This window comes from Flintibacter sp., from assembly GCF_046973065.1.
Genome location: NZ_JBKVXZ010000022.1, coordinates 19560 through 41493, shown reverse-complemented (window position 1 = coordinate 41493; position 21934 = coordinate 19560). Strand labels below are relative to the sequence as shown.

Sequence of the window (21934 nt, the reverse complement as noted above, 5' to 3'; positions counted from 1 at the left end):
CCACACGATATATCGCACAAACTATTAAACTATATGTGCGAATATCTGTAGAGGGGCGGGACGCGATGAATGCAAAGGACGCAGTAGCACGACGGATACAGACGCTTTGTTCAGAGCGGAATATGGCGATCAATGCTCTGGCCAATCGCTGTGGCATCCCACCTTCTACAATTTACAGTATGCTCAGTGCCAAAAGTCAGAATCCCGGCGTAGTTTCAATCCAGAAGATATGTGATGGATTAGAGATCAGCGTGAGAGAGTTTTTTGATGATCCCCTGTTTGAAAAATTGGAACCGGCGGTCAACTGAGCAACTGATGGAATGACGGGCTCTCGGGGCTCTTGGCCGCGAAGAACTGCCCTTCCAGCAGCATAAGAGGAATAGAGAGAAGTTTGGTCAAGTGTTCCAGCTGCTTAGCATGTCGTTAAGTGGCTGGATTTTTTGCAGAGGAGTAAGAGAGAGGACATATGGATCGTTTCCAAAATAAGATCATCCATTCTTTGATGGTGCAGCATTCTACCCTCATGGTACAACTGACCTATCGCCGGATTGGAGATTGGCAGTTGGCAGAGGACCTGATACAGGAGACATTCCTGACTGCGTGCTGCAAGGCGGATGTGGTGTGCGCCCACAGCAAACCTGTTGCGTGGTTATATAAAACTCTGGACAATCTGACATTTCGCGAAAGCCGCAAGAGCTATCACAGAGCGGAGGTGCCCTTGAGCGATTGGCAGACGGAGACATGTGAGATAGAACTCTCTCTGGAGTACCATCTTCCAGATGGCCTAAACGAGCAGGAGAAGAAACTGCTCTTAGCCAGGATTGAAGAAGAACGCTCGATCCCGGAGATTGCCGAGGCCCTTGGCATTTCTGAGGTAGCCTGCCGCCAGCGGCTATCCAGAGCAGTCCGAAAATGCCGTGAATTGATGGAACTGGATGGACTGGCGCCAAAATAAAATGTTGATGTCACAAAACACTTGGCTCATGAGATAAACAAGTGGGAGGTAAAAAAATGCGCTATAAACCCCGTTCCGGTAAATCAGATACCGGAACATTCCTCAACGAACAGGATCTTGCCCACAAGAAATCCAATACAGAACTTCTTCAGGAAATTGAGGAGGCATTGCGCTCCGGGACAGCCGAGGACCTGGACACAGATAAGATCGAACAGTATCTGTCCATCTTGCAGGAGCGGGCTCCGGTCATGGAGGACTATGACCCGGAGCAGCAGTGGAATGAGCTGCAGGAAGCACATCCCTTGATTTTCGCAGTTGAAGAAACTCCGCACGAAGAAAAGCGGAGACATCGCCGCCGTTCCCCGCTGCATACACTGCGGTTGGCCCTGGCCGGCCTTACAATGGTGGTCTGCTTTATGGTCACGGCAAATGCGTTGGGCTTTAATCCGGTGCAGTCTGTTATCACATGGGCTGAGGGTGTGATCCAGACGTGCTTCAATCCTTCCGGTATCATGGAACTGCCCGAGGATACCCAGAGTGAGTACCGTTCCCTGAAAGAGGCCCTGACTGCCAACAGTATGAACGCAGACAGACTGCCTACCTGGGTTCCAAAGGACTATTCTCTGGTCGATGTGACTGCACGGCAAATAGACGGCATGACGAAATGTACAGCGGTCTTTGAGTCAAATCGCGGAGAACTGGTCATGCGAGTCAATGAGTTTGCCGCCAAAGATGCTGTGGCATTGGAGGAACGAGAAAAAGGTGGAGAACTATATGTATGCAATGGGACTGATTACTATATTGTATCTGACTTTGAATGGAACAAAGTCGGATGGCAAGTTGGTTCTAACTCATATATAATCAGTGGGCAAATATCGATTGAGGAAATGAAAGAAATCATCAATTCAATCAAATGAGGAGGCCCATATGAGAAAGCATTTGGCATCTGTGATTGCAGTTTTAGTAGTCTTTAGTTTAAGCACGAGTGCAATAGCTGTGGAGGTACCTCCGGACTCCCCACCTCAGATAAATGAACTGCTAAACAACCGATCCAGTGCGTATTTAGATGGATATAGTGTTGCAATCGAAGCTCGTGGAGATGGTGAGATTGCCGTTATTATGAATGTGGATGGCAAAGGCGTCATGGATAAAATCGGAGTCCGAGAAGTAGAAATTGACTATAAAGAAAATGGGACATGGAAGTATTATGATTCTCTGTATGCGGCAGAGCATCCGGAGTTCTATGACTATGATTCCCGGGACTTTATGGGTACCACCTACTTTCAGGGGACGCCCGGTGTTCTTTACCGTGTCACATTGACGGTGTACGCGGGCAACAGCACTGGCCACGATACCGGCTATATCACATCGTATGCTGTGACCTGCAAATAACCCAGATACAGTCGGGTGTAATTTGAAGCATATGATACCAGTAATGATTACACACTACCAGAAACAAAAGAACGGCAGCCGGGCGTTGAAAACGTCCGGTTGCCGTTTTTCTTTTTGATGTTTACTCCTCTGAGTCCGCAACGGAGAGCCCCACTGCAAAGCCGTTGAACTCGATCCCATCTTCAGCGGGGAGCATGATGTACTTTTTCCCGTCTACCAGCTTTGTCTCCACCAGATAGCTGTACTCAGGATCCACAGACACGGATGCCTGCGCGGTCTTGATCTCCACCCGGCCGGCATCGATGAGGTTGACCGGATTGAGGACAGCCCCCTCGCCAAACCGCTCGCTGCAAAGGCTCCCGAATGCGGAGATCTGCTCGTCATTGATACCGCAGTCCCGCAGGATCGCGCCGATCCCATCGACGCTTACGGTCAGAGGATCGGGATCCTTGCTCTGCTTATGCTCCTCGATCTTTGCCGCCAGCTGCTCGTGGACAGCCTGGATCACATCCATGCTGCAGGCATCGCCCAGAGCCTCAGACAATGCTGTCTGGAAGGTCTCCTTCTGCTCGGCGGCGGACATGGGCGGATCGATGTGGAATACAGCGTCGATGAACTCCTGATGCAGTTCGCCGGGCTTTCTGGAGTAGAACAGGGCATTGTAGATATTGGCCGCCCGGTCATCAAAGGCCGGGAATAAAAAGCCAAGCTCCGGGGCCGCCACCGTCTGGGACGCCGCGCAGTGGAACTCATTGTCCCCGGGGAAATAGCCAAGCTCCACCTTGCCCTCCTTGATTGGACAGACAGCGCAGAGCAGATAGTTGAACACCGTTTCAGAGGCATCCGACTGGAGCGCATCATCCTTGCCCCGGTGAGGCACATCATAGGCATCGCAGGCCAGCAGGATCAGGTACTTGCTTTCGCCAAGGTCCAGACTGGAGATGACCTTCTGATAGAAGGCCTGCCGGATGCTGCCATCCTTCAACTCGGAGGAGCGCATGGCGGTGAGCAAACGGTGCTCTTCGCCATCCATCACCTGCTGGGTCGAAAATACAATGTCGATGAGATTTTTCCCGAGTGTGCCGGACAGCACCTTTTTCAGCAACGCCAGATACTTCTCCGCCTCCTCCTGGGGCATCCGGCCCAGGGGCTCGTCCAGATCGCAGATGATCTCCTTGCTGCTGTTGACAAAGCAGCCGTAGATCCGACTGACTGCACTCTTCTCCGGCCGCCAGCGGCGGCGCAGCTCACTTACTTCTTTCAAATTCATGGTCTTATTTCCTCGCTTCTTTTTCGGTATGACTGGCAGCACATCCCGCTGGGGACCACTCCTCAACGGCACTTAAATACGCCGTTTTATTGTATCGAAAAATCCAGACAAAATCAATCTGTTTACATTCAAGTGTATGAGCACTATTGCCAAGTGCCGCCTGCGGCACCATATATGTATGAAACAGTACGGCATACAGTGCTGACACACGCATTTTTCATAATAACAGACCTTCATCAAAGTCCGTACTTCTTGATTAGATAGGCAAAGAAGGTCGTGGCCTCATGGGCCGCGTTTTCCGGGATGCGGCCCCGCAGGAGCGCTGGCGGGATGGTCAGTCCCACAGTCCCATAGACCTCCCGGTGGAACACCACCTTCCCACGGGGCAGATCCAGCCGCTGGATGCGGTAGCCCTGGCTGCGCCAGGCATCGGAGATGACATACTCCGCCGCCTGCCGGGATGGCTCCATGGCGTGGAACGGAAATTCTTTCTCCCACTGATCACCCACATAGGCCGGGGCCTCATCGAACCAGAATGCCTGGAAATATCGGGCCTCCCAGTCCAGCTCAAAGCCGATGATCGTTTCGATTTCGCCGAGCGTCAGCGTGACCGATGGCTGCCTGCACAGACGGAAGAACTCCCGCAGGGCCCAGTAGGGGTCCTCCAGCCCACGGACAGGCTCCGTGACTCCATCCAGCAGAGCGAACACATCCAGACCGGCGGCGCCCCCCTCCTTGCCCTCGATGACCACATCATAGGCGCAGCTCCGGTGGATGTAGGCCAGATTGGAGACGACGGTACGCCCCCGGCCCAGAACAAGCTCCACCAGTTGGATCTCCTGGTCCGGCAGCATAGGCCGTCCGCAGTAATGGCAGCGCCCGGCCTGTCTGCGCCAGATCCCCCGCCGTTTGGCGCCGCTGACCTTCTGATCGTCCCGCCGGCGCTGGAGCCAGACATAGTAGTCCTGGTCCAGATAGGGATGGAAAGAGAGACGGATGGGCCTGTGCTCCGTGATCTCCAGCTCGGATAAGCGTGCGACCTGCACGGCCTTGTTATCCCGCAGGGCGAAGATATGGCGCCCGTCCTGCTCATACCAGTACATATTCTGGATGGTCTTCCACTTCCGCTTGGGGTGGAGCTGGCGCATCTTCTTGATCAGAAGGGCCTGCACACAGCTGTCGATCCGGCGGAAGGTGTCATAGGCGTCGGTGACCCGGTGGTAGCTGCCCCAGCCGTTCAGCTTCCGGTTGAGCCGTTCGATCAGAGCCTGCTGGGAGCCCTTATAGCTCAGGATAAAGGACTCCAGACTGTTCTCAAATTTCTTGACCGCCCGGTCTGAGGGCCGGACCACCAGGACGCCCTCTTCCCTCTGGTACCACCGGGACAGGAACTCAAAACCCAGCTCCACTTTGCTGATATAGGTCTTATCCCAGTTCAGCTTCAAGCCCCGGACCGCCAGGAACCGTTTCAGCAGTCCCAGAATGCGGTCTGCCTGTGCCCGGCTGCGGGCGGTGATGAGGATGTCGTCAGCAAACCGCACCAGATCTCCGCCGCCATAGTCTACCGCACCTTCTGGGTAAAGCTGCTCATATAGAAACGCCTGAAGTCCATCCAGAGCCATATTTCCCAGTATGGGCGAGAGCGACGCGCCCTGGGAGATGCCAACATCAGTTGGGAACAGCTCTCCCTCAAAGGCCACGCCGGCCTTCAGGAACTCCCGAAGCACCTTGCGGTCCATGGAGATGTGCGCCAGCAGCCACTCCTGGCTCAGGGAGTCGTAGCAGGCCCGGACATCCGCCCGCACGATCCACTCCGGTGCGTCCTCCTCTTCCAAAGCGCGGCAGAGACAGGCGTGGGCATCATAGATGGATCTGCCTTTGCGGAACACGAAGGACTTCTTATCCGCGGTGGACTCCGCCACCGGGTCCAGGGAGAAAGCGTAGAGGGCCTGCATAGCCTTATCGTAGGCTGTTGGCACATTGATCCGCCGCTCTTTGTCCCCATCCAGCAGCACGAAACGACGGTATGGCCTGGCGTGGTAGCCCTTGGAGGTCAGGGAGAGCACAGCGCGCATCTTCTCTCCATCTGACTGCCAGCGCACCCCGTCCACACCGGGCTCTGAGTCGTTCTGGACCACATGGCGCACCGCCAGCGCTTTGGCGGCCAGAGAGCGCACCAGCTGCTTTTGCAGCTGTGTCACATGATCCCAGTGGCCGGCAAAGGCCAGCCGGGCCAGGCTCCGCTGATACTCCAGCAGCTCGTCCTCCAGCTGGGCCCAGTCCAGTCCACGCCACATGGCGGCCATATCCTCATCGGACAATTCCTTGCGGGGCGCCATCGGACGCAGTACCAGAGAGATGGGGCAATGGTCGGAGCCGAGGATGTCCGTGTGGTGAGTGATATTCTGCACCATGGGCATCAGAGTCTCGGAGATCAGGAAATAGTCCAGACGCCAGCCACGGTTCTCCAGCCGCTTTTTTAGGCGCATGGACCACCAGGTATAGGCTCCCTCCACCTGCGGATACCAAGTGCGAAAGACATCGATCAGTCCCAAATCCAACAGCTGGTCCATCCCCTCCCGTTCCTGTGACTGGAAGCCGGGTAGCTCCACCTCGTTACGCAGGTTTTCCGGGTAGATGTCGATGTACCCCCTGGCCACATTGAAGTCGCCGCACAGGATCACCGGCTTGTCCAGCGAGCGCAGAAACTCCCGCAGTGCGGCGTCCCATGCTGTGCGGTACTCCAGACGGGCCAGCCCGCTTTGCGAATTGGGCACATAGACATTGGTCACATAGAACTCCTCATATTCCAGCAGGATCAGCCGCCCCTCCTCATCGAAACGGCCGACGCCCATACCGTACCGGACGGAGATGGGCGCCTTCCGCGCCAGAGTCAGTGTGCCAGAATACCCCGGGCGGCTGGCCGGATTCCAGAACTGGAGGTACCCGGGGGTGGAGAGCGGGCATTGGGTCTTGATCTCCTGGCAGCAGAAAATATCCGCACAAGACCTGGCAAGGACGCGCAAAAATCCCTTGCGCTTACAGGCCGCAAGGCCATTGACATTCCAGGACACGATCTTCATAGATACCTCTCCCTCCCATACAGTTTCCTGTCGGCATGACCCCGGTGGTATGGAGTTCCCCTCCATCACAAAAAAACAATGCCCACCCCTGACAGGTTTGTCAAGGGTGGGCGCAAGCGGATGTATCTGCATCGTTTGCAGAAATCTGTACCTTACTGGCTATCTGTGGCTGTACACAGGAAAAGTGCTATGGCTGTTTTGATAATCGCACATTAGTTTATTTTTCGGAGAAACAGACACCATCCTCAAACGCTTCGTTATACCTGGATTGAATGAGGCGATTTGCCTCCGCTACGGAACAGCAGCTATGCTCTCCCCACAGTTTGCACAGTCTCTCCGTCTCTTCATAGTCAGCCTCGGAAATATCCCACTGTTCACAAACCACTTCACACGGCTCCAGCCACAAGATTTCTGCATCCAGATCCAAGACGAAGCAGACAGGGACACTGGTATCTGGGTGCTGGAAGTCCGGGGAATACAAAATATCCATAAATTCGGTTCCTCACTTTCTCAACGGCCACAAGTCCTGTGGAAGAGCCGTTATCTCGGCATACTGGCCGAGTTCTCTCGATTTTACAGTATAATACCTCTTATCGACAAAAGCAACTCTCCAGGCAATTCGCTTAAGCACATCACACCGGGGTGTACCCCCATGGAACCCCATACTGTTTCAGACCTATCACAATCACAAGCCCGTCTCTCTCCCTCAACGTCATCGGAAAGCTGCCATGGTACTCTGCATGGCGCTCAGGCCCGGCCCGAAGAGAGAAGCCACCTGTGCTCAGGTATCCGCGACCCTACAGAGACTCTTCCAGCAATACGTCTGCAATTAAAGCGCAACAGGGGCGGGTGGAATATGTTCCACCTGCTCCTGTTTCTGTGTGTAGTCCTGTTAGAGGATCCTTTGCCCGGCTTTATGTCGCATTCCTGTCATAGAAATAGACGTACAGATTGTAGTCCCTCTCCCGGGTGATCAGCCGCAGCCAAATATAGAGGTGCTCTGTTTCTGAATAGAGGTTATATTCTGTCTGTTCCGCTGTCGGTTCCGCATAGAGCTTGCACGTACGCTTCATGCTCCGCAGAGTCTTGAATTCCGGCAAAGCGAAGAGCGCATCCATGAAGGCATCCATTTCATAGGCCACTTCTGGCAGCGCCTTTTCCTCTTGACCGTGGAACCAGGTCGTCCACCATTGGTAGCCGTCATAATCGGAGCGGGAATACGCGATCAGTGAAGCAGGGTACAGCACGCTGTTCAGGGGCAGCGTTTTCTTTGGGCCGCTAAAAATGTTCTGAAAGCGGCAGCCCCGCAGCAGCCGTGAGGTGTTAATCGGTTCATGCTCACCAAAATAGTGGTGCTTTACGATGTACCACTCGCTCACAGGCAGGATCTCGCCTGTGGCGTCCCGGATTGCTTCGTCCATCCCGCAATCGGAACACACATAGACGTCCATCGCCCGACTCAGCGCATTTTGGGCAAGCGGATATTGCATCTTTTGGCCGCAGCGCATACAGGTCCTGTATTCAGGGAGGTCCGTATCAAAATGCGATTTAGACACAAGCCAGGTCAGTTCCAAATCGTATTTGGGATAAATGATCACGCGATATTTTCTCATAGCAATTCTCCTATTCATTGTTGATTCATCAGGCGATCAGCTGCTCGCCCCACCGGATCTGGAAGTGTCCTTCCTTATCCAATTCCCGGCGCATCAGCAGGGCCATGAGGTTGTAGTCGATGCCAAACTTGTCATAAATCTCATCCAGATCCGCGTCCTTGCCCTTCATGAACAGGTTGATCTTCTCCTTGGCTACCACCATCTGCATGAGATTGGACTCCAGACTTCCGGCGTAGGTGAGGAAGTAGATATCCTTAAACTCTGTGGAAGTGTACCGGATAAAACGCATATAGAACTGGCTCATACCGGAATTGTTATAGTGCAGTTCCGGAAGGATGATCTTGTTGACATACTCGAAATTGACGCTGGAGGGCAGGCTCTGCTGGGTGCAGAGCAGGATACCATTCCCCGTCTCCTTCAGTGACCGGCGCAGGGCCCGCCGCTTGGCGAAGGTGGTGGTGGAGCCTGTTACCTGAATCAGGGGCCGGTCCGGCAGGAGCTGTTGGAACGCCTTTGCGTAGGCGTCCAGCACGACCTTGTGCCGAACACCAATGGCGACGATCTCGTTCTCCCATTGGGCCGCCAGTTCCACAGCTTTCCGGATCTTGACCGGAATGGCACTGCTCTCGTACTCCGCCAGCGTGTTGGGCGCCGCGCTGACCCGGAGCAGCAGGGTGATCTGCTGCATCAGCTTCAGCATGGCGTCCTTTCGTGCATTGCCGGTGGAGGCATAATAGTTGCGCCAGATGGGTTCAAATTCCTTCATCACCTCGTTGTAGACCCCACGCTCCGGGGCCGCAAAGGACACGGGCACCTGATGGATGCGGCGGATCTCCTTCCCGGTGACCTCCTCAAAGGTGCGGGTGATGACTGTCTTGGCCAGAATGACATCCAGAATATCCGCATTGTAGATGTCCTGGGTCCGCTCCCCGATGCCGAATACGGTAGGTTTCTCCGGCAGGTGGCAGGAGGAGAACAGAGTATAGCCGTGTTTGTAGGCGGGAATGGGTTTCCCATAAAACGGATTATTGCGGTGTGTCAAGATGCGGCCCTCATCCCGGTCGTAGCTGTAGGTGGTATCGCACCAGCAGAGCATATTGATGGAATTGTTGTACATTAGCTCTAATTGGGGTGCAAACTCCGAAATGTTGTTGCGGGTGCTGGTGCCCGTGGTCAGCAGTTTATAGCGGCAGCGCCGGAAGCAGTCCAGCGCTGCCTTGGCCCGAATGGAGGAGGGATTGGAGATCTCGTCGCTCTCGTCCAGTACGAACTGGATCTTCTGGCCGTGGCGCTTGAGCCACTTCTTGATGTGCCTGCGGAAGTCCCCCATCTTGTTGAGGGTCATGATCACAAAATCACCGGGTCGGATTCGATCAAAGTCCTTCAGCCGCTGCACGAACACATAAGGCAGGCCATAGTTCTTCAGCGCCACATCCCAGTTGTTGCGGATTGAAATAGCTGAGGACACCACCCAGGTGGAGTGAAGATGCTGCTGCTCCATCCGGTAAGTGCCGGTGGCGATGGCGGCCAGGGTCTTGCCGCTGCCCTGCTCCCACTGGAGGAGACCATATCGCTTCTGCAGCATCAGGTTGACATCATGACGCTGGATGTCGTTAAGCTGGATGACCTCCTCGTTTTCATCGTCCCAAAGGGTAAATTCCTCCAGCCATTCAGCGATGAAGGGGTCCTCCTTCATCTCCGCAAATTGCTGGCTTTGCGTTTCGTACTCCCTGCGCTTGCGGCGAAGGAACCGCTCAAACCCCGGAAAACGCTCCGGCGTGTTGTCCAGCACAGCGTCATTGACAGCAACCGGATCACTCCACTCTGATGGAATCAGCAGTTTGGCTCTGGTGCTGTATGCCTTGTAGACAAACTGATCGTTCTGCTTGACCAGTTTCGCCACATCCTGGGGCGGTTTCCTGTTCTGCCGGCGCAACGTCCGGCGCAGATAGGTCAGGACTTTTGCCTCTGTCAGCTTTTTGCGGTCCCACTCCTTATAGTCCATATTGTCCGGCTTCTGCTCGGTATAGAACCGGTGCAGGTATTCACAGCATTTCGTGTATCGGTCCCGTACCGCCGGATGGATCTTGATCTGATATAGCAATTTTTGTGTCTCGTAGGCGAACCCTGCGGAGGTCTGTTTCATCCGGGCGAGCTCCAGCAGCACGTGGGATCGGTTTTTCTCCAGTTCCGCTTTTGGAAGCATCAGCACCCGCTCATACAAACGGATTGCTTCATTTTCTGGGTCGAAGCCGGTGGCAAGCGTATATAGGGTGCTGGTGGTATAGCGGCGTGCTGTCCAGTCCTTCAGGTCGCTTTTCTTTTGCCAGAACTGCAGTTTTGTGGGAAAGCTTGCAACACCTGAAGCGGCAAACGCATCCTCTGGCAGACCGATCTGTCCAAGGAAACTGAATCGGCCCTCCATCTCGCGGATCATCGCCTTGTCCATAAAATCATCCGCAAGGAAAGAACATGGTGTGACCAGGGCCAGGATGCCCAGAGGTTTGAGTACCTGAGCGGCCTTGACGCAGTAATAGAGCTGGGAGAGGCATTCCCCATTTTCCACATACCATTTGAGATTGAAGGGCGGGTTGCCGACCACATAGTCAAAACGCAGGTTCGGCTTATAGGTGCGGATGTCGGTCAGCTCCAGACGGGCGCCGGGATAGAGGTAATGGGCCACCTTATAGGCTCTGGCGTCCAGCTCACAGCCATAGCAGTTGGTCTCTACTGGCATGAAATTGAAAAAATCGCCCTTTCCACAGGTGAGGTCGGCCACCACATCGCTGATGGAGGGCCGCAGGCTCTCAGCCACCAGCTGACAGATGGCTGGAGGTGTGAAAAATTGCCCGTTCTCGATCTCCTTTTTCTTCTCGCTGTAAGTGTGGTAGTTATCAAAGTCGGCCCGCTCCAGACCGTGCAGACCACCATCTCCAGTATATGCGTTGTAGATATCCTCTCCGGTGATACCGGCCTGGTCCTCGCTGCCGCTGTCAATGAGATAGATGACTTTTTCGTTGAGTGCCTTGCGCTGCTCCCGGGTCAAGGCCATCTCTTGGTGTGTATATTTCATTCGCTGTTTCACCCCTTTCTACACAGCCTGTCAAGCAACAAGGCCGAGGTATCTGGCCGCAAACTCCGCTGCATCGGTCTCTGTGGTGAAGCGGATGTCCACACGGCCATTTTTGAACATCTTCAGGCTGTTTACCTTCTTGCAGGTAGAAAACTCGTGTTCATTGCTGGGGCTGCGGTTGTACCCAAGCAGTTCGGAAAAGCCCAGAGGATAGAGATCGAAGACCCCAGTCTCATAGTGGGCCACGCCCCGCAAAATATTCTTTGTTTTATCCTCCAGCGTCCATTCGTCCTGCCAGCTGTAATGGTGGACGCTGCAAAAGTATCCGGTGAAGCTGATCAGGGCTTTCTTTCGCTCATATTCCGCTCGATTCCGGTACAGGTTCCATGCCGCTTTGTGGCATTTTCCCGCCAGTTCATGGAACGCCTGCTCGGCAAAGCTGCGCCCATCCAGCAGGAGGATGATCTGATCCACCACATCCTCATAGCGGATTTTTGCTGCGCGCAGTTTTTCGTGGTATGCATCATGGGCCTCTTTATTTTCATAGACTCGAAGATCTGGCTTTTGTGGAAGCAGATTGTTAGCCGCATAGTCGGCAGAGACTGATACATGATAGGTGGAATTGAAATAGTGGACGATGTTGTAGATGAGCGATTGGTGCAGATGTTCCAGGTGTGCGTTGATCTGCCGCCGGGAGATGTCAGGGCCGTCGCGGGAAGAGAGATAGGAAGTGTCCGAACTGCCCAGCAGTTCCTTTTGCGTACTCTCCATGTCCTCCCAGAAAAAGGCCAGTTCCTGAAAGGACTGTATCGCGGCGTCATAGGCCGCCTGGTGTGCCTCACAATAGGCTTTGTCATCTGGTGTGATACGGGCATCCGCTTTCACAGTGACCGCATCAAATTTATCCAACAGATCCATAGGCATTGATCCTCCAAATATAGAAATAGCCCGGAGGAATACGCTGTGGGCGCATTCCTCCGGGCTTGGTGTAAGTTTGCTGCGTTCGCAGCGGTCCATCAGACCAGATTTTCGCTGCTGTCATCCTCTGCGGCGGCCAGCGTCTTGTAGGCATAGCAACTGTCGCTCCTGATTACATCTACATAGGTATCCGGATCGTCTCCGAAATCGTAATCTACATGGCCCTCCTGATCCATCCGGCGCAACTTCCGCTGGACATCGGGGGAGAACTCCATGAGGACAGGCTCCGGAAGCAGAACGACATCGGAATCGCTCAGATATTTCATTAGCACCTGATAGTCCTTTTCCGGGACGATTTTCAAAATTGCCATAAGTACCCTCCATTGTTGTTCAACAGTATATAGGATCTTTGCCCCTCTCCACAGTTTCACCCCGAAAACAGTGACCGCAGTATTCCCAGACGCCGGGCGCGTCCAAACACCGCTTGAAGGTGGCGTAAGTGGCACGCCACTTACCCGTTGAGAGATCCTCGCGGTGGGAATAGGGGCAGCCCATCTGGAAACAGGCGGCGCTCATATAGGCGGGCGGCAGGCAGTTCATGGCGTCATCCACCACGGCCTGCTCCACATAATCGCCGATCTGAGCGGCTGAGTAGTCGAAGGTGTCCTGGGTCAGCACCTCTTTCCCATTGTAAAAGCGCACCGCTGGCTGTCGGGACGGCGCGGCGTTCTCCATTGGCCGCGTGGTCTCATTCATGGCAGTTCCCTCCTGTGGCCGGCCTCAGCCTCATAGATGCGACTGTCGATCAGTTCTGCTGTTGTCATTTCATCTACCTCCTATGCGGCTTGATGCGCTCTGGCAAAGAGCGTGTCAAGCTCCTGGGCCATGTGCGTCTGATCCCTGCAGAAAATGCGCCTGCTCTCTCCGTAGCAGACCCCCTTTTCGTCCATATTCTTATATGTGATGGACAACTGCCTGCCAAATTGGGTGATCCAGACACGCTGGCCGCTCAGCTTGTCCTCTGCCACGATCCAAAGGGGTGTGTATCCGCCCTTTGAATTGCGCCAGCCGCTGAAATCAGTAAATCGGAACCCAGGCGATACCTGCCACCTGCGCTCCAGTGCCTCGTAGATCTTGCGGTATTTCATTTCCACACCTCACAATTCGTAGACGCAGTCGAGGAATTTGCTGGCCTCTTCATAGCCGTTATCCTGAAGCATCTGGCTGATCCGATTGATGGCCTTGAGGTCAGAGGGCTGCCTTTGAGGAATCGCCTGGATCGACAGCGTTCCGCCGGCCATAGGTGCGACCTCGATAAGCCCGGCTCCCTTTTGAGGTGGTAATGCCAACAGCGCCGACACGAGAGGGTCGCTGCGATCCCCAGTAACGCGCAGCAGCGGCTGGGTCTCCTCCTCGTCTTTCCCCGTTTCACGGTTGATCTGCTGTTCCAGAGAAAGGCAAGCGGCATTCAGTCCTTCTTCCGGCAACTCTTGCCAACTTCTGCTGGTACATGCAACAGCGCCCGTCAACGGGGTCAGGTGGATGGTGCCATCCTTCTGTACTTCCTCCCGCACCGTCAGAGAATAATCCGGTAAGGAATAGATTTTTGTTCCATCCTCCTGCTCCAGCGTGAGGAAATCCTGATGCCTGTGGTGGACGGAGGGTTGAATGCGCTCGAAGTTCTCGCCGGTACTGGTGGAGATGATGGAATAGCCCAGACGAAGCCGGGGCAGCAACTCGCAGGCCCGCTCATAGGAAACGACACTTACCTGCTGACCTACCAGGTCCCGTACCTCGTATTCCTCCGGGTGGACACGTTCCCCAGCTTCGGACATCAATTCATCCTCCGTTTCAGCGTAGAGCAGGTAGCCACTCAGGGTATCAAAGCACCAGCCTGGCGCGGCGGCGGCCCAGAAGCCATCGCTGTCCTGCCACATTTCCTTGATCTGAGTGGAACATCTTTCAGACATTTTAATGCTACGCTTATTCATAAGTAGAATCACTCCTCATAAAATCTGTATGTCATATTTCGATCATGTACGGTCGCTGTGATGTCTAACAACGTCTCACAGTCTCTTCAGTCTCCGGTATTCCTCATCCGGGTCACATTCCAATTCCTCTCCGGACTCCAGACGTACAAAAGCGGTATCTGCAATTCCAACGCATTCATCCCAAATCGGGATCGTTACTTCTCCAGACTGGAAATCCACTTTTGCGTCGCATACTCTCAGAACTTCGCCGCTGCGCTCAGCGATGAAGCGTGCGGATAACCTTAACCCATTCCGACCGCATACAGATCTGTATCAATAACCGCTTTGATTTCCTCCCCGCTCATGTCCGTAATCTTTTGAACGGCTTTGATGATGCGAGCAATGACCTCCTCTTTGCTCTGTGGCTCAGTATCGCTACGGTGCCAAGGCATGGAGGGCGGATAGTAAAAATACACATTACCACCGCCATCATCGCCAAAAATAGTGGAGTCCGTATCGTCACAATGGCACAAAACGTCCGCGAGATTTTCAAATCCATTGCTGCGGTAAAAAGACTCCAGATCGAAGGAAGAATAGTCGTTTGCAGCAATCATGGCCGCCAAATCAGAGTCATCAGGATATTGCGCATGGAAGAAACGAGCCGCTTTTTCTATGTTGATATAAGGCTTGACATCCAGCGCTCTAAGACCAATTCCTTCGATCATCCAGTAGCTCGTGCTCATTTGCAGACCCTCCTTGATCAAGCTGGCATAGTTCATTCGAGCATCAAAATACGCAAAAAGGAACCGGCAGACCAAACGTGAGTTTCAGTCTGTCGGTTCCTTCGTTGCTTCTTACTGCGTGATTGTCACACAGCGGCTCCATTGGTGTTGCTTAGACGGCAAATCACGGCGATTGAGCCAAGCTCTCCATCCAGAAGATTCAGGTGGTTTTACCAGATCGATCTTCCATTACAGACGGTTGGTTCCCGAACTTCACGTCATGCGTCGGCGCATCCGGCAAAATCGACGGATCAACCCCTCGCAGGAACTGTTCATACATCGTGAGGAAATCATCTCGGTAATGGATACCGTGGTAAATCACATTCCAGTCACCATGGAACACCGGCCCAAATCTGCCAGTGCTCTCCGGAAGTGGATCTAGAGCAACATCCTCCGTTGGCTCCGTGACTTTGAGTAACTCAGCACTCACGAAGTGATCGCCATACATGGAGTAGATGTTGTAGAGGATCTGCTGTCCATCCTCTTCAGGATAGCAGTCCCGAAACACGGCTACTTGACTGGGGATCTCGCCGCGTGCCCTGGCGTAGTCCAGAGCAGCCCCATACAGTTCATCCAAAATCGCGGGAAGATCGCACTCGTCGCTGGGGTAAACCCGAATAAACGGATAGGAGTTTGAAAAGTCTCTCCTGGATTTCTCCTCAATCAGTGATAGAAAATATGTCATAGATCCTCCAAAAGGGGTACAGTACCGTACACAGTTCCGCCCAAATTCGTTTATGTATGCTTGGCCGTGGCTGTATGTCCGAATATCGTGCCGAATATCAAATTATCATTTATTGTGCTTCCATTTTATCCGAAAGCAACATGATCCGCAACCAATTTCTGGCAGACAGAAACAGCCGTACCAGTCATGTACTACATGGTCCATCGGGTTTTGCGGCAAGGTCCAGGTCCTCTCTGATCTTCCGCAGTTTCTCACGCCACTCCTGTTTTGCCTTTGCTGCACGCTCGATCTCAGCCGTCTGCTGGGCGGGGATAAGGGCTGAAAAGCGCCATTCCCGCTGTTCGGCGGCGATGTCGGAGAGAATGCGCAGCAGGATCCGATGCGCCGCCTCATTGACTGTAGGCGCATGGTTCTCCAGAGCCTTACGCCCACGGTGGAAGATATCCAGATAGAGTTCATACTGCTTCTCTGTGATGACCTCCCAGCCGTATGCGTCCAAGAGTTCATTCTCGCTGCGGTACTGCATGGCCGCCTCAAATTCCCTTTCCCTCGCAGTCTGCTCCCGCTCGATCTTCCGCTGGTACTTATCTGCAATCCTCCTTAGCTCCGCCTCGACCTTTTTGCAGGCGTCCGCCTCCATGAGATATCCAGCCGCATCCGGATTGGTATAGCCTCTGCCCATCATCATGCCGCCATCAGCTTCTCAGAAAGTCTGATAGGACAGACCAAGGCCAGATCGCTGCGGCCCTCCGCCTCGATGAGAACGGGCGATACGGCGCTGTTGATCTTGATCTGCACACTGGGCGCGTCTTTGAACTGCCGCAGGGCGTCGATCATCCGGTTCAAGTCGAAGGCAAAGGTGATGCGGTTTTCGCCGACGCACTGCACAACGGCCCTGTATGTCCCGGAGGAGACCGGCATGACCAGTTCGCCGGCCCGGAAGCGCACATAGGGACGGCGCTCCTTGGCCGCAAATCCCTTGAGGTATTTCAGCTCCCGCAGGAAGTCTTTGGGGGACACCGCAAAGGATTCCACATAGGATTGTGGGATGGCCTTATCCACCGCATAGAGGTCCATGCTGGGGATGCAAAAGTCCAAGGTAAGCACACCGTCCGAGATCCGAATGCGGCCCTTCCCAAACTCAATTTGGACATCCCGCTTCCCGAACAGTTTCAGATGGGAAACGGCCCCCTTGCTTGCCGTGAAAGATCGGGGGAAGCTGAAAGCCGGATCCGTGTCGCAGGCCAGTTGGTTCCCATCCAGAGCAAACACATGGGGGCCGGAAAACTGGATGCTGGTACGGCTTGGCTGCGCGTTGGGCGTGGCATCCAGAGCGGCATAGCTCACCCGCTCGACCCGGGCATAGAGCGCCGCCGCATTTACAGAGAAGGACGACTCTGTTTCAAAGGACTGGTAGACCGGATACAATTCCGGATCCATGACGTCAAATTGTGCGGCACGGGTGCCGCAGCGCATGAACAGGCGCCACTCCTTGCTCTTTTCAGAACCGGTTTCCTCCAGTTCCAGCATAAGCGTACCATCAAACAGGCGGCAGGCTTTCGCCACCTCCCTGGTACGGGTGAAGACGAACGCCAGATCATCCCCCTGGGCGGGTATCTGCTTGGTCAGCCAGGTGTCCAGATCCGTGGCCGTCAATATGCAGACGCCGTCCTCAACGCTGACAGACACCTCAGACAATGCGGGGTACGATGATTTCTGAAGGGCCTTGCTGACTTGATCCAGTCCCTCGAAAAATGCTTTGGCGTCAATCGTTGCTTTCTTACTCATGGAATTGATACCTCCAAATTCATTTGTGATCGTCTCAAAGAGACAGCCAGAACACACAAGGATCCAACCGTCCCCTCTGTATGCTCAGAATTCGTCCCATGGGGGCGATTCCTCCGACAGGATGCTAAATGTGCTCCAGCGTCCGCAGTGCGGACAGCACACCTGCCCCTTCTGTGCCCTATCGATCTGCGCTTGGGTCACCTCTCCAGGAATCTGGCAGCAGTCGCTGACGATCGTGACAATCCTTGCGTTCTCCAGTACTTCCGGGCGGAATTGCCGGTTGAAGGGGACATAGCATACCCATTGGGGGTTGTCAAAGATACGGCTTGCATAAGAGTGCAGCGCGTCTTTACGAAGTTCAGACGGACTTGCCTTCATATAGTTGTGTTCTTTGTTCCACTGGGTCAGCGCGTCTACCAGCCATTCCTCGTTTTCCCGTTTGGCAATATACTCGGCCACCTGATACCATAAATCCTCCTGAATATCGCCTATGGGTGTGGCGACACCGGAGCGGGAGAAATGTTTTTTATCCCGCCCAGATCCGGTGGAATAGGGCCGGAAGGTGCCATAACGCCAGTGGATATCCAAAAACATGATGGCATCGAGGTCAATCTGTTCGACAGAATCGATCAGATGATTTATCTTGGAATAGTCCATCGCCAGTCACTCCTTTCAGATGTCAATGGCTGTACATAGCAACTGTCCAGTACCGTCACGGTAGAGCGAGTTGGACATCCAAAAAAATACTAGCTACACTCATCTTATGGGAGGGGATCATGGCACGACCTTCTCGCCAAAAACCGGCCATCTTTCCTCCAAACTCAGGTCATATAACGCACTCGCATCCTCCGCGCTGATTCGGTTGACCGCCAGTACTTTGCCGCCGTTGTTTTTTACGTCCTCAGCCAGAAATTGTTCCGCCTCTTCCAGAGTCGGCTGCCGGACGCCATGAATGCACATCCAGAAGTTGCTGTCGTCCCCAGGGAGAAAAGGCCCAGGACCGATACAGATCTCGTAATACTGATATTTCATAATGGACCTCGTTTCTTTAATAATCGCACTGCGTGCTCCAGCCCGGACTTTCAAGGTTCCATATCTCCGCCGCCCTCTGAATCAAAGACGCTTTCGAGATCATAGTCTGTAAAGGCTAAAAGGTGTTCCGTTCCATCCTCTACATTTTGTTCGGACTCGGTAAAGCCAATATCGGCAAACTCGTTATCGGAAACCAGAGTGCCGTCATCTGTCCGAAACATCAGAGGCATATCGTCATCGCCCACATAGTACAGAAACTCATTTGTCGCATAGCATAATCTTGCAATATCACCGCGGTGGAAAATGAAATATGGGATCGTCCGCTCACCATGGATCGCCGGATATTTTTTGAACATATTCAGGAACTCCTGGAGCTCTGGGCAAACGTAATGCACGGTCAGCTTGCCTGTTTCATTTCGGGTGATCCTTCCAAGCACATCCCTCAACGCATGGTCAGCAGTCAGCTGATAACCGGCCCAGGCCACGCCTGTAATTCGGAACGGTGAAACAACGCCATCCGTTTCCTTATAAACCTGCGTATTCTCAAAGAGATACCTGAGCCACTGGCATACCATATCATCGTCATCATCGTCTGTCTTTTGCCGCTTTGATACCTCCGCTTCCATGATGAAGTGGCTGCCTTCCAAATCAAAATCCAAGATTTTCATGTTTACCTCCTGATCATGTATTATCGTAGTTGTCCAGCAGGTTGGGGTTATCATAGATGTTCCCTATGACCTTTGCGGCAAACTGATCCTTGCATACACGCAGCCGCTTCAGAATGGATGCATCCTCCCATGCGGTTGGGTCATCGCGCTTTTGGTAGCGAATACCGAAACCGGCGATCTCGTTGATCCAGACGATGACGCCGCGCCACAGGGACGAATATGCCATACCCTCGACGATGTCGCCTTCAAAAATCAGCCTGCCTGTTCACTCTTCGGCTTCATGCTTTCTGAGCCAAAATTTTTGTTCCTCCGCAGTCAGTTCATCCCATTCCGTCCTGTCCGTCAATCCGGTAAACTGCCCGACGGTATCGGAATGAACAACGAACTTGTTGATGCTGCTTTGCTCTCCATCCTGATATCCATAGATGACGGAAAAATCACCTTTCCCATGACAAATGCCGCCGTAGACCCAGTTGCTGGGAACCTTCTCGCCATTGAGCCATATCTTTTCACCAAGTCTTCGTGTCTGTCCCCGAAATAACAGCTCACGCATTTGAATACCTCCTATCCAGCACTCTTTGTTGATAAAATTTACCATACGCAGCGTAAAGCCCCTGCCTTAGTGTCGAGATACAGGAACCCATAGGCCCCGCTTCATGCGGCACGGCTGAATATATGTCCGGCGGCTGTGATTTGCCGGACGCGCCACTCTTTTGTACCGCCCAGGCCCATAAGTACCCGCTCCAGCGGGGCGCGCTGACCGCATACGGCATACTGTTCCCAGCGCTGCCGGCGGCCTTTGACGGTTCCTCGCAGAACTCTGTGCTCCAGCACATACATAGTCATCAGACCTCCTTTCGAAGGGCGTCGATCAGCAGCCTCCGGTTCTCCTGATACTGGGGAAGGAAAGGCTGATCCAGATCATAGTTATAATAGCGGTAGTAGAGCAGGCGGAAGAGAAACTGCCTGCGGCCACTCGGCCCCAGCTTTTTCAGCAGTTCCGCAAGCTCCGGAAGTGCGGATGCCTCCAACTCCACGAAGTCTCTGGCATCTCTGGTAAAGTTGTGGTACATCCAATCCTCGATCTTGACCTTGCCGCCTACAAAATGGGAGGCATGACAGTCGAGGCACTGATAGTACGCAAACCGTTGCCCCCGGTCCCCCTCCTTCACCGTAAAGGGATATAGGCGGCAGACCCGGGGCCGGCCCTCGTAAACGCCGCACCGGCCGTCCTCTAAGAATATGCAGGACTGATCTTTGCCCTGGGTATTCAGCAGAAAGATGGGAAAGGAATCATACAACATGGACAGATGGGCATATCGCCCATAAACGTCCTCAATGTCGTCCAAACCGGCCCCATGCTTACGCAAATAGCGTCCCAGATGATAGGCGTCCAGAGGCTCCAGCATGATGCTGTTGTCCACATGGCGGCAGCAATCCCCGCACAAGCGGCAGGAAAAGGCCACCTGATCCTTGGGGCGGACCGGGATGACCGACTGCCGGAGATCCTGTCCCTTTCCCAGATCCGATATATGAATTGAATTCATTGCGTTATCTCCTATAAAAAAAAGGTGCGCCGCAGAACACACGGTTTCTACGGCGCGTCTCTGGCTTATATGCAGCGCACAGCCTTACTTGCTCAGGCGGCCATACTTGTCAGCAAAGGATTGACGGCCACCGTCTGCTGGGCCGGGCCCAGCAGCAGCGTGTAGTTGGTGTTCCGCGTCTCAAAGCAGATCGCGTCAGCCGTGCAGTTGTGGATGGCAACGACCTGTGAGGTACGCATCATCTGACCCTGATACCGGATCAGAGCACAATGGCCTACTGCCAGGGGACACAGCAGCGAGCCGTACAGCGTAGCGGACTTCTTCTGATTCATAACAATGCTCCTCCATTTGATGTAATTTTGGTATTTGGCCTGATTGGTCAGATGGCGCTGACTGGCGCACCATCGTCATAGTACTGATAGATCATCTCATATGCCCGGGTATTGTCCGGCGTCCAGAAACCATCCTGCGCCCATATGGAAAGAAGGCGGGCGCAGAGCCGGATACGCCGCTCGGCGTTCTCCTTCTGCCTTCTGGTGGAGCCCAATGCGCTTCTGTCCCGTCGCGCCGCCTCCATATAATTGGCAACAGCCCGACGGCGTCTATCTTCAAACTGCTCCTTTGTCATAGGAACCACATCACTCCTTTTCCCCTGCACAGTTGATGTCCTCACCTCCCATGTAGAGTTGGAAATACGCCCGATAAAGCTCTTTCAAAAGCCTCCGGATGCGGATCTTGGGCATCCCCTGCGCCAGAGCAATCTCCGCGATGGTATAGCCCTGCAAACGCATCTCCGCCAGCGCATACTGCTGCCTGCTGGAGACGGCGGCCAGATCGTGCAGCAGCAGGCGGGCCTCCAGTTCCGCAAAAGGATCTGGGGCTGCTGACGCCGCCTCGCTGATATACCTCCGCTCCGCATCCTTCCTCCGCGCTTCGGCACGGAGGAAGGATGTGATGCTTTGCGTCATGGCCTGCCAGGCGATGCTGGAAAAGGCATATAGGGACAGTCCCGGCTCCGTCAGGTAGCGGCGGACAGCGCGGAGATAGCCAAACGCGGCAATGTCGTAGTATTCGCTGACCTCCCACCCCTTTTCATGAAGGTAACGGTAGATCAGGTTGTGATTTTGTGCGGCAAACCGGCGCTGCCTCTCAGTCATA

Annotated in this window: 28 protein-coding genes; 4 read left to right on the top strand and 24 right to left on the bottom strand. The window is 54.0% G+C overall.

All coding sequences use genetic code 11. The features are described from left to right. Positions 1 to 65 precede the first annotated feature (65 nt). The 4 genes from ACLTXB_RS09590 to ACLTXB_RS09575 all read left to right on the top strand — a co-directional run bounded on the left by ACLTXB_RS09590 (position 66) and on the right by ACLTXB_RS09575 (position 2347). Entirely contained in the window at positions 66 to 308 is a 243-nt protein-coding gene (locus ACLTXB_RS09590) for a helix-turn-helix domain-containing protein (protein WP_428226817.1), read from the top strand. A 158-nt stretch (positions 309 to 466) separates the two neighbouring features. Then, positions 467 to 955, top strand: a complete 489-nt coding sequence (locus ACLTXB_RS09585; protein ID WP_428226816.1) for an RNA polymerase sigma factor — start codon at positions 467 to 469, stop codon at positions 953 to 955. Between the two features lie 56 nt (positions 956 to 1011). Then, a complete protein-coding gene (locus ACLTXB_RS09580) occupies positions 1012 to 1872 on the top strand; it encodes a DUF4367 domain-containing protein (protein ID WP_428226815.1) in 861 nt (286 codons plus the stop codon). A gap of 202 nt (positions 1873 to 2074) precedes the next feature. Then, complete coding sequence (locus ACLTXB_RS09575; RefSeq protein ID WP_428226814.1) at positions 2075 to 2347, top strand: hypothetical protein; 273 nt, start codon at positions 2075 to 2077, stop codon at positions 2345 to 2347. Between the two features lie 121 nt (positions 2348 to 2468). On the opposite strand, the gene ACLTXB_RS09570 is transcribed toward ACLTXB_RS09575, so the two are convergent. From ACLTXB_RS09570 to ACLTXB_RS09455, 24 genes are all read right to left on the bottom strand, one after another. Then, the gene (locus tag ACLTXB_RS09570) at positions 2469 to 3617 is read right to left on the bottom strand and encodes a DUF4317 domain-containing protein (RefSeq protein ID WP_428226813.1); all 1149 of its coding nucleotides are present in this window, start codon (positions 3615 to 3617) and stop codon (positions 2469 to 2471) included. 236 nt (positions 3618 to 3853) lie between these two features. Beyond that, positions 3854 to 6700, bottom strand: a complete 2847-nt coding sequence (locus tag ACLTXB_RS09565; RefSeq protein ID WP_428226812.1) for an exodeoxyribonuclease III — start codon at positions 6698 to 6700, stop codon at positions 3854 to 3856. A 217-nt stretch (positions 6701 to 6917) separates the two neighbouring features. Next, on the bottom strand, positions 6918 to 7190 hold the full coding sequence (locus ACLTXB_RS09560) for a hypothetical protein (protein ID WP_428226811.1): 273 nt from the start codon (positions 7188 to 7190) through the stop codon (positions 6918 to 6920). A 424-nt stretch (positions 7191 to 7614) separates the two neighbouring features. Beyond that, positions 7615 to 8313, bottom strand: a complete 699-nt coding sequence (locus ACLTXB_RS09555) for a hypothetical protein (RefSeq protein WP_428226810.1) — start codon at positions 8311 to 8313, stop codon at positions 7615 to 7617. Positions 8314 to 8341: 28 nt separating this feature from the next. Next, complete coding sequence (locus ACLTXB_RS09550) at positions 8342 to 11386, bottom strand: SNF2-related protein (protein WP_428226809.1); 3045 nt, start codon at positions 11384 to 11386, stop codon at positions 8342 to 8344. 30 nt (positions 11387 to 11416) lie between these two features. After that, complete coding sequence (locus tag ACLTXB_RS09545; protein WP_428226808.1) at positions 11417 to 12304, bottom strand: hypothetical protein; 888 nt, start codon at positions 12302 to 12304, stop codon at positions 11417 to 11419. A 98-nt stretch (positions 12305 to 12402) separates the two neighbouring features. After that, positions 12403 to 12675 carry a hypothetical protein gene (locus tag ACLTXB_RS09540; RefSeq protein ID WP_428226807.1) on the bottom strand — a complete coding sequence of 91 codons (273 nt, stop codon included), beginning with the start codon at positions 12673 to 12675 and terminating at the stop codon, positions 12403 to 12405. 19 nt (positions 12676 to 12694) lie between these two features. Next, positions 12695 to 13060: a hypothetical protein gene (locus ACLTXB_RS09535; RefSeq protein ID WP_428226806.1), complete on the bottom strand. Its 366-nt coding sequence runs from the start codon at positions 13058 to 13060 to the stop codon at positions 12695 to 12697. Positions 13061 to 13140: 80 nt separating this feature from the next. Then, complete coding sequence (locus ACLTXB_RS09530; RefSeq protein WP_428226805.1) at positions 13141 to 13452, bottom strand: hypothetical protein; 312 nt, start codon at positions 13450 to 13452, stop codon at positions 13141 to 13143. Between the two features lie 9 nt (positions 13453 to 13461). Continuing rightward, positions 13462 to 14295, bottom strand: a complete 834-nt coding sequence (locus tag ACLTXB_RS09525; protein WP_428226804.1) for a hypothetical protein — start codon at positions 14293 to 14295, stop codon at positions 13462 to 13464. Between the two features lie 281 nt (positions 14296 to 14576). Then, complete coding sequence (locus ACLTXB_RS09520; RefSeq protein WP_428226803.1) at positions 14577 to 15017, bottom strand: hypothetical protein; 441 nt, start codon at positions 15015 to 15017, stop codon at positions 14577 to 14579. 199 nt (positions 15018 to 15216) lie between these two features. Next, on the bottom strand, positions 15217 to 15741 hold the full coding sequence (locus ACLTXB_RS09515) for a hypothetical protein (RefSeq protein WP_428226802.1): 525 nt from the start codon (positions 15739 to 15741) through the stop codon (positions 15217 to 15219). A gap of 184 nt (positions 15742 to 15925) precedes the next feature. Continuing rightward, a complete protein-coding gene (locus ACLTXB_RS09510) occupies positions 15926 to 16429 on the bottom strand; it encodes an adenylosuccinate lyase (protein WP_428226801.1) in 504 nt (167 codons plus the stop codon). Beyond that, positions 16426 to 17529 (bottom strand): hypothetical protein, encoded by a 1104-nt coding sequence (locus ACLTXB_RS09505; RefSeq protein WP_428226800.1) that lies wholly within the window; start codon positions 17527 to 17529, stop codon positions 16426 to 16428. The genes ACLTXB_RS09510 and ACLTXB_RS09505 overlap by 4 nt, the downstream gene beginning before the upstream one ends. An 84-nt stretch (positions 17530 to 17613) precedes the next feature. Continuing rightward, entirely contained in the window at positions 17614 to 18186 is a 573-nt protein-coding gene (locus ACLTXB_RS09500) for a hypothetical protein (protein WP_428226799.1), read from the bottom strand. A 117-nt stretch (positions 18187 to 18303) separates the two neighbouring features. After that, positions 18304 to 18561, bottom strand: a complete 258-nt coding sequence (locus ACLTXB_RS09495; protein ID WP_428226798.1) for a hypothetical protein — start codon at positions 18559 to 18561, stop codon at positions 18304 to 18306. A 50-nt stretch (positions 18562 to 18611) separates the two neighbouring features. After that, on the bottom strand, positions 18612 to 19229 hold the full coding sequence (locus ACLTXB_RS09490; RefSeq protein WP_428226797.1) for a hypothetical protein: 618 nt from the start codon (positions 19227 to 19229) through the stop codon (positions 18612 to 18614). 13 nt (positions 19230 to 19242) lie between these two features. Then, entirely contained in the window at positions 19243 to 19482 is a 240-nt protein-coding gene (locus tag ACLTXB_RS09485) for a YopX family protein (protein WP_428226823.1), read from the bottom strand. 12 nt (positions 19483 to 19494) lie between these two features. Then, positions 19495 to 19782 (bottom strand): hypothetical protein, encoded by a 288-nt coding sequence (locus ACLTXB_RS09480; RefSeq protein ID WP_428226796.1) that lies wholly within the window; start codon positions 19780 to 19782, stop codon positions 19495 to 19497. 101 nt (positions 19783 to 19883) lie between these two features. Then, entirely contained in the window at positions 19884 to 20075 is a 192-nt protein-coding gene (locus tag ACLTXB_RS09475; RefSeq protein ID WP_428226795.1) for a hypothetical protein, read from the bottom strand. Continuing rightward, positions 20075 to 20776 carry a YkgJ family cysteine cluster protein gene (locus ACLTXB_RS09470; RefSeq protein WP_428226794.1) on the bottom strand — a complete coding sequence of 234 codons (702 nt, stop codon included), beginning with the start codon at positions 20774 to 20776 and terminating at the stop codon, positions 20075 to 20077. Before ACLTXB_RS09470 ends, ACLTXB_RS09475 begins: the two co-directional genes overlap by 1 nt. A 92-nt stretch (positions 20777 to 20868) precedes the next feature. Beyond that, positions 20869 to 21108, bottom strand: coding sequence for a hypothetical protein (locus ACLTXB_RS09465; RefSeq protein ID WP_428226793.1), 240 nt, complete (start codon positions 21106 to 21108; stop codon positions 20869 to 20871). Between the two features lie 47 nt (positions 21109 to 21155). Beyond that, on the bottom strand, positions 21156 to 21404 hold the full coding sequence (locus tag ACLTXB_RS09460; protein WP_428226792.1) for a hypothetical protein: 249 nt from the start codon (positions 21402 to 21404) through the stop codon (positions 21156 to 21158). 10 nt (positions 21405 to 21414) lie between these two features. Beyond that, positions 21415 to 21933 (bottom strand): RNA polymerase sigma factor, encoded by a 519-nt coding sequence (locus ACLTXB_RS09455; RefSeq protein ID WP_428226791.1) that lies wholly within the window; start codon positions 21931 to 21933, stop codon positions 21415 to 21417. Position 21934 lies beyond the last annotated feature (1 nt).

Excerpts from the sequence above, each read along its gene's own strand:
- ACLTXB_RS09590 (WP_428226817.1), top strand. The coding sequence starts at position 66 with ATGAATGCAAAGGACGCAGTAGCACGACGGATACAGACGCTTTGTTCA.
- ACLTXB_RS09585 (WP_428226816.1), top strand. The coding sequence starts at position 467 with ATGGATCGTTTCCAAAATAAGATCATCCATTCTTTGATGGTGCAGCAT.
- ACLTXB_RS09580 (WP_428226815.1), top strand. The coding sequence starts at position 1,012 with ATGCGCTATAAACCCCGTTCCGGTAAATCAGATACCGGAACATTCCTC.
- ACLTXB_RS09575 (WP_428226814.1), top strand. The coding sequence starts at position 2,075 with ATGAATGTGGATGGCAAAGGCGTCATGGATAAAATCGGAGTCCGAGAA.
- ACLTXB_RS09570 (WP_428226813.1), bottom strand. The coding sequence starts at position 3,617 with ATGAATTTGAAAGAAGTAAGTGAGCTGCGCCGCCGCTGGCGGCCGGAG.
- ACLTXB_RS09565 (WP_428226812.1), bottom strand. The coding sequence starts at position 6,700 with ATGAAGATCGTGTCCTGGAATGTCAATGGCCTTGCGGCCTGTAAGCGC.
- ACLTXB_RS09560 (WP_428226811.1), bottom strand. The coding sequence starts at position 7,190 with ATGGATATTTTGTATTCCCCGGACTTCCAGCACCCAGATACCAGTGTC.
- ACLTXB_RS09555 (WP_428226810.1), bottom strand. The coding sequence starts at position 8,313 with ATGAGAAAATATCGCGTGATCATTTATCCCAAATACGATTTGGAACTG.
- ACLTXB_RS09550 (WP_428226809.1), bottom strand. The coding sequence starts at position 11,386 with ATGAAATATACACACCAAGAGATGGCCTTGACCCGGGAGCAGCGCAAG.
- ACLTXB_RS09545 (WP_428226808.1), bottom strand. The coding sequence starts at position 12,304 with ATGGATCTGTTGGATAAATTTGATGCGGTCACTGTGAAAGCGGATGCC.
- ACLTXB_RS09540 (WP_428226807.1), bottom strand. The coding sequence starts at position 12,675 with ATGGCAATTTTGAAAATCGTCCCGGAAAAGGACTATCAGGTGCTAATG.
- ACLTXB_RS09535 (WP_428226806.1), bottom strand. The coding sequence starts at position 13,060 with ATGAATGAGACCACGCGGCCAATGGAGAACGCCGCGCCGTCCCGACAG.
- ACLTXB_RS09530 (WP_428226805.1), bottom strand. The coding sequence starts at position 13,452 with ATGAAATACCGCAAGATCTACGAGGCACTGGAGCGCAGGTGGCAGGTA.
- ACLTXB_RS09525 (WP_428226804.1), bottom strand. The coding sequence starts at position 14,295 with ATGAATAAGCGTAGCATTAAAATGTCTGAAAGATGTTCCACTCAGATC.
- ACLTXB_RS09520 (WP_428226803.1), bottom strand. The coding sequence starts at position 15,017 with ATGAGCACGAGCTACTGGATGATCGAAGGAATTGGTCTTAGAGCGCTG.
- ACLTXB_RS09515 (WP_428226802.1), bottom strand. The coding sequence starts at position 15,741 with ATGACATATTTTCTATCACTGATTGAGGAGAAATCCAGGAGAGACTTT.
- ACLTXB_RS09510 (WP_428226801.1), bottom strand. The coding sequence starts at position 16,429 with ATGATGATGGGCAGAGGCTATACCAATCCGGATGCGGCTGGATATCTC.
- ACLTXB_RS09505 (WP_428226800.1), bottom strand. The coding sequence starts at position 17,529 with ATGAGTAAGAAAGCAACGATTGACGCCAAAGCATTTTTCGAGGGACTG.
- ACLTXB_RS09500 (WP_428226799.1), bottom strand. The coding sequence starts at position 18,186 with ATGGACTATTCCAAGATAAATCATCTGATCGATTCTGTCGAACAGATT.
- ACLTXB_RS09495 (WP_428226798.1), bottom strand. The coding sequence starts at position 18,561 with ATGAAATATCAGTATTACGAGATCTGTATCGGTCCTGGGCCTTTTCTC.
- ACLTXB_RS09490 (WP_428226797.1), bottom strand. The coding sequence starts at position 19,229 with ATGAAAATCTTGGATTTTGATTTGGAAGGCAGCCACTTCATCATGGAA.
- ACLTXB_RS09480 (WP_428226796.1), bottom strand. The coding sequence starts at position 19,782 with ATGCGTGAGCTGTTATTTCGGGGACAGACACGAAGACTTGGTGAAAAG.
- ACLTXB_RS09475 (WP_428226795.1), bottom strand. The coding sequence starts at position 20,075 with ATGACTATGTATGTGCTGGAGCACAGAGTTCTGCGAGGAACCGTCAAA.
- ACLTXB_RS09470 (WP_428226794.1), bottom strand. The coding sequence starts at position 20,776 with ATGAATTCAATTCATATATCGGATCTGGGAAAGGGACAGGATCTCCGG.
- ACLTXB_RS09465 (WP_428226793.1), bottom strand. The coding sequence starts at position 21,108 with ATGAATCAGAAGAAGTCCGCTACGCTGTACGGCTCGCTGCTGTGTCCC.
- ACLTXB_RS09460 (WP_428226792.1), bottom strand. The coding sequence starts at position 21,404 with ATGACAAAGGAGCAGTTTGAAGATAGACGCCGTCGGGCTGTTGCCAAT.
- ACLTXB_RS09455 (WP_428226791.1), bottom strand. The coding sequence starts at position 21,933 with ATGACTGAGAGGCAGCGCCGGTTTGCCGCACAAAATCACAACCTGATC.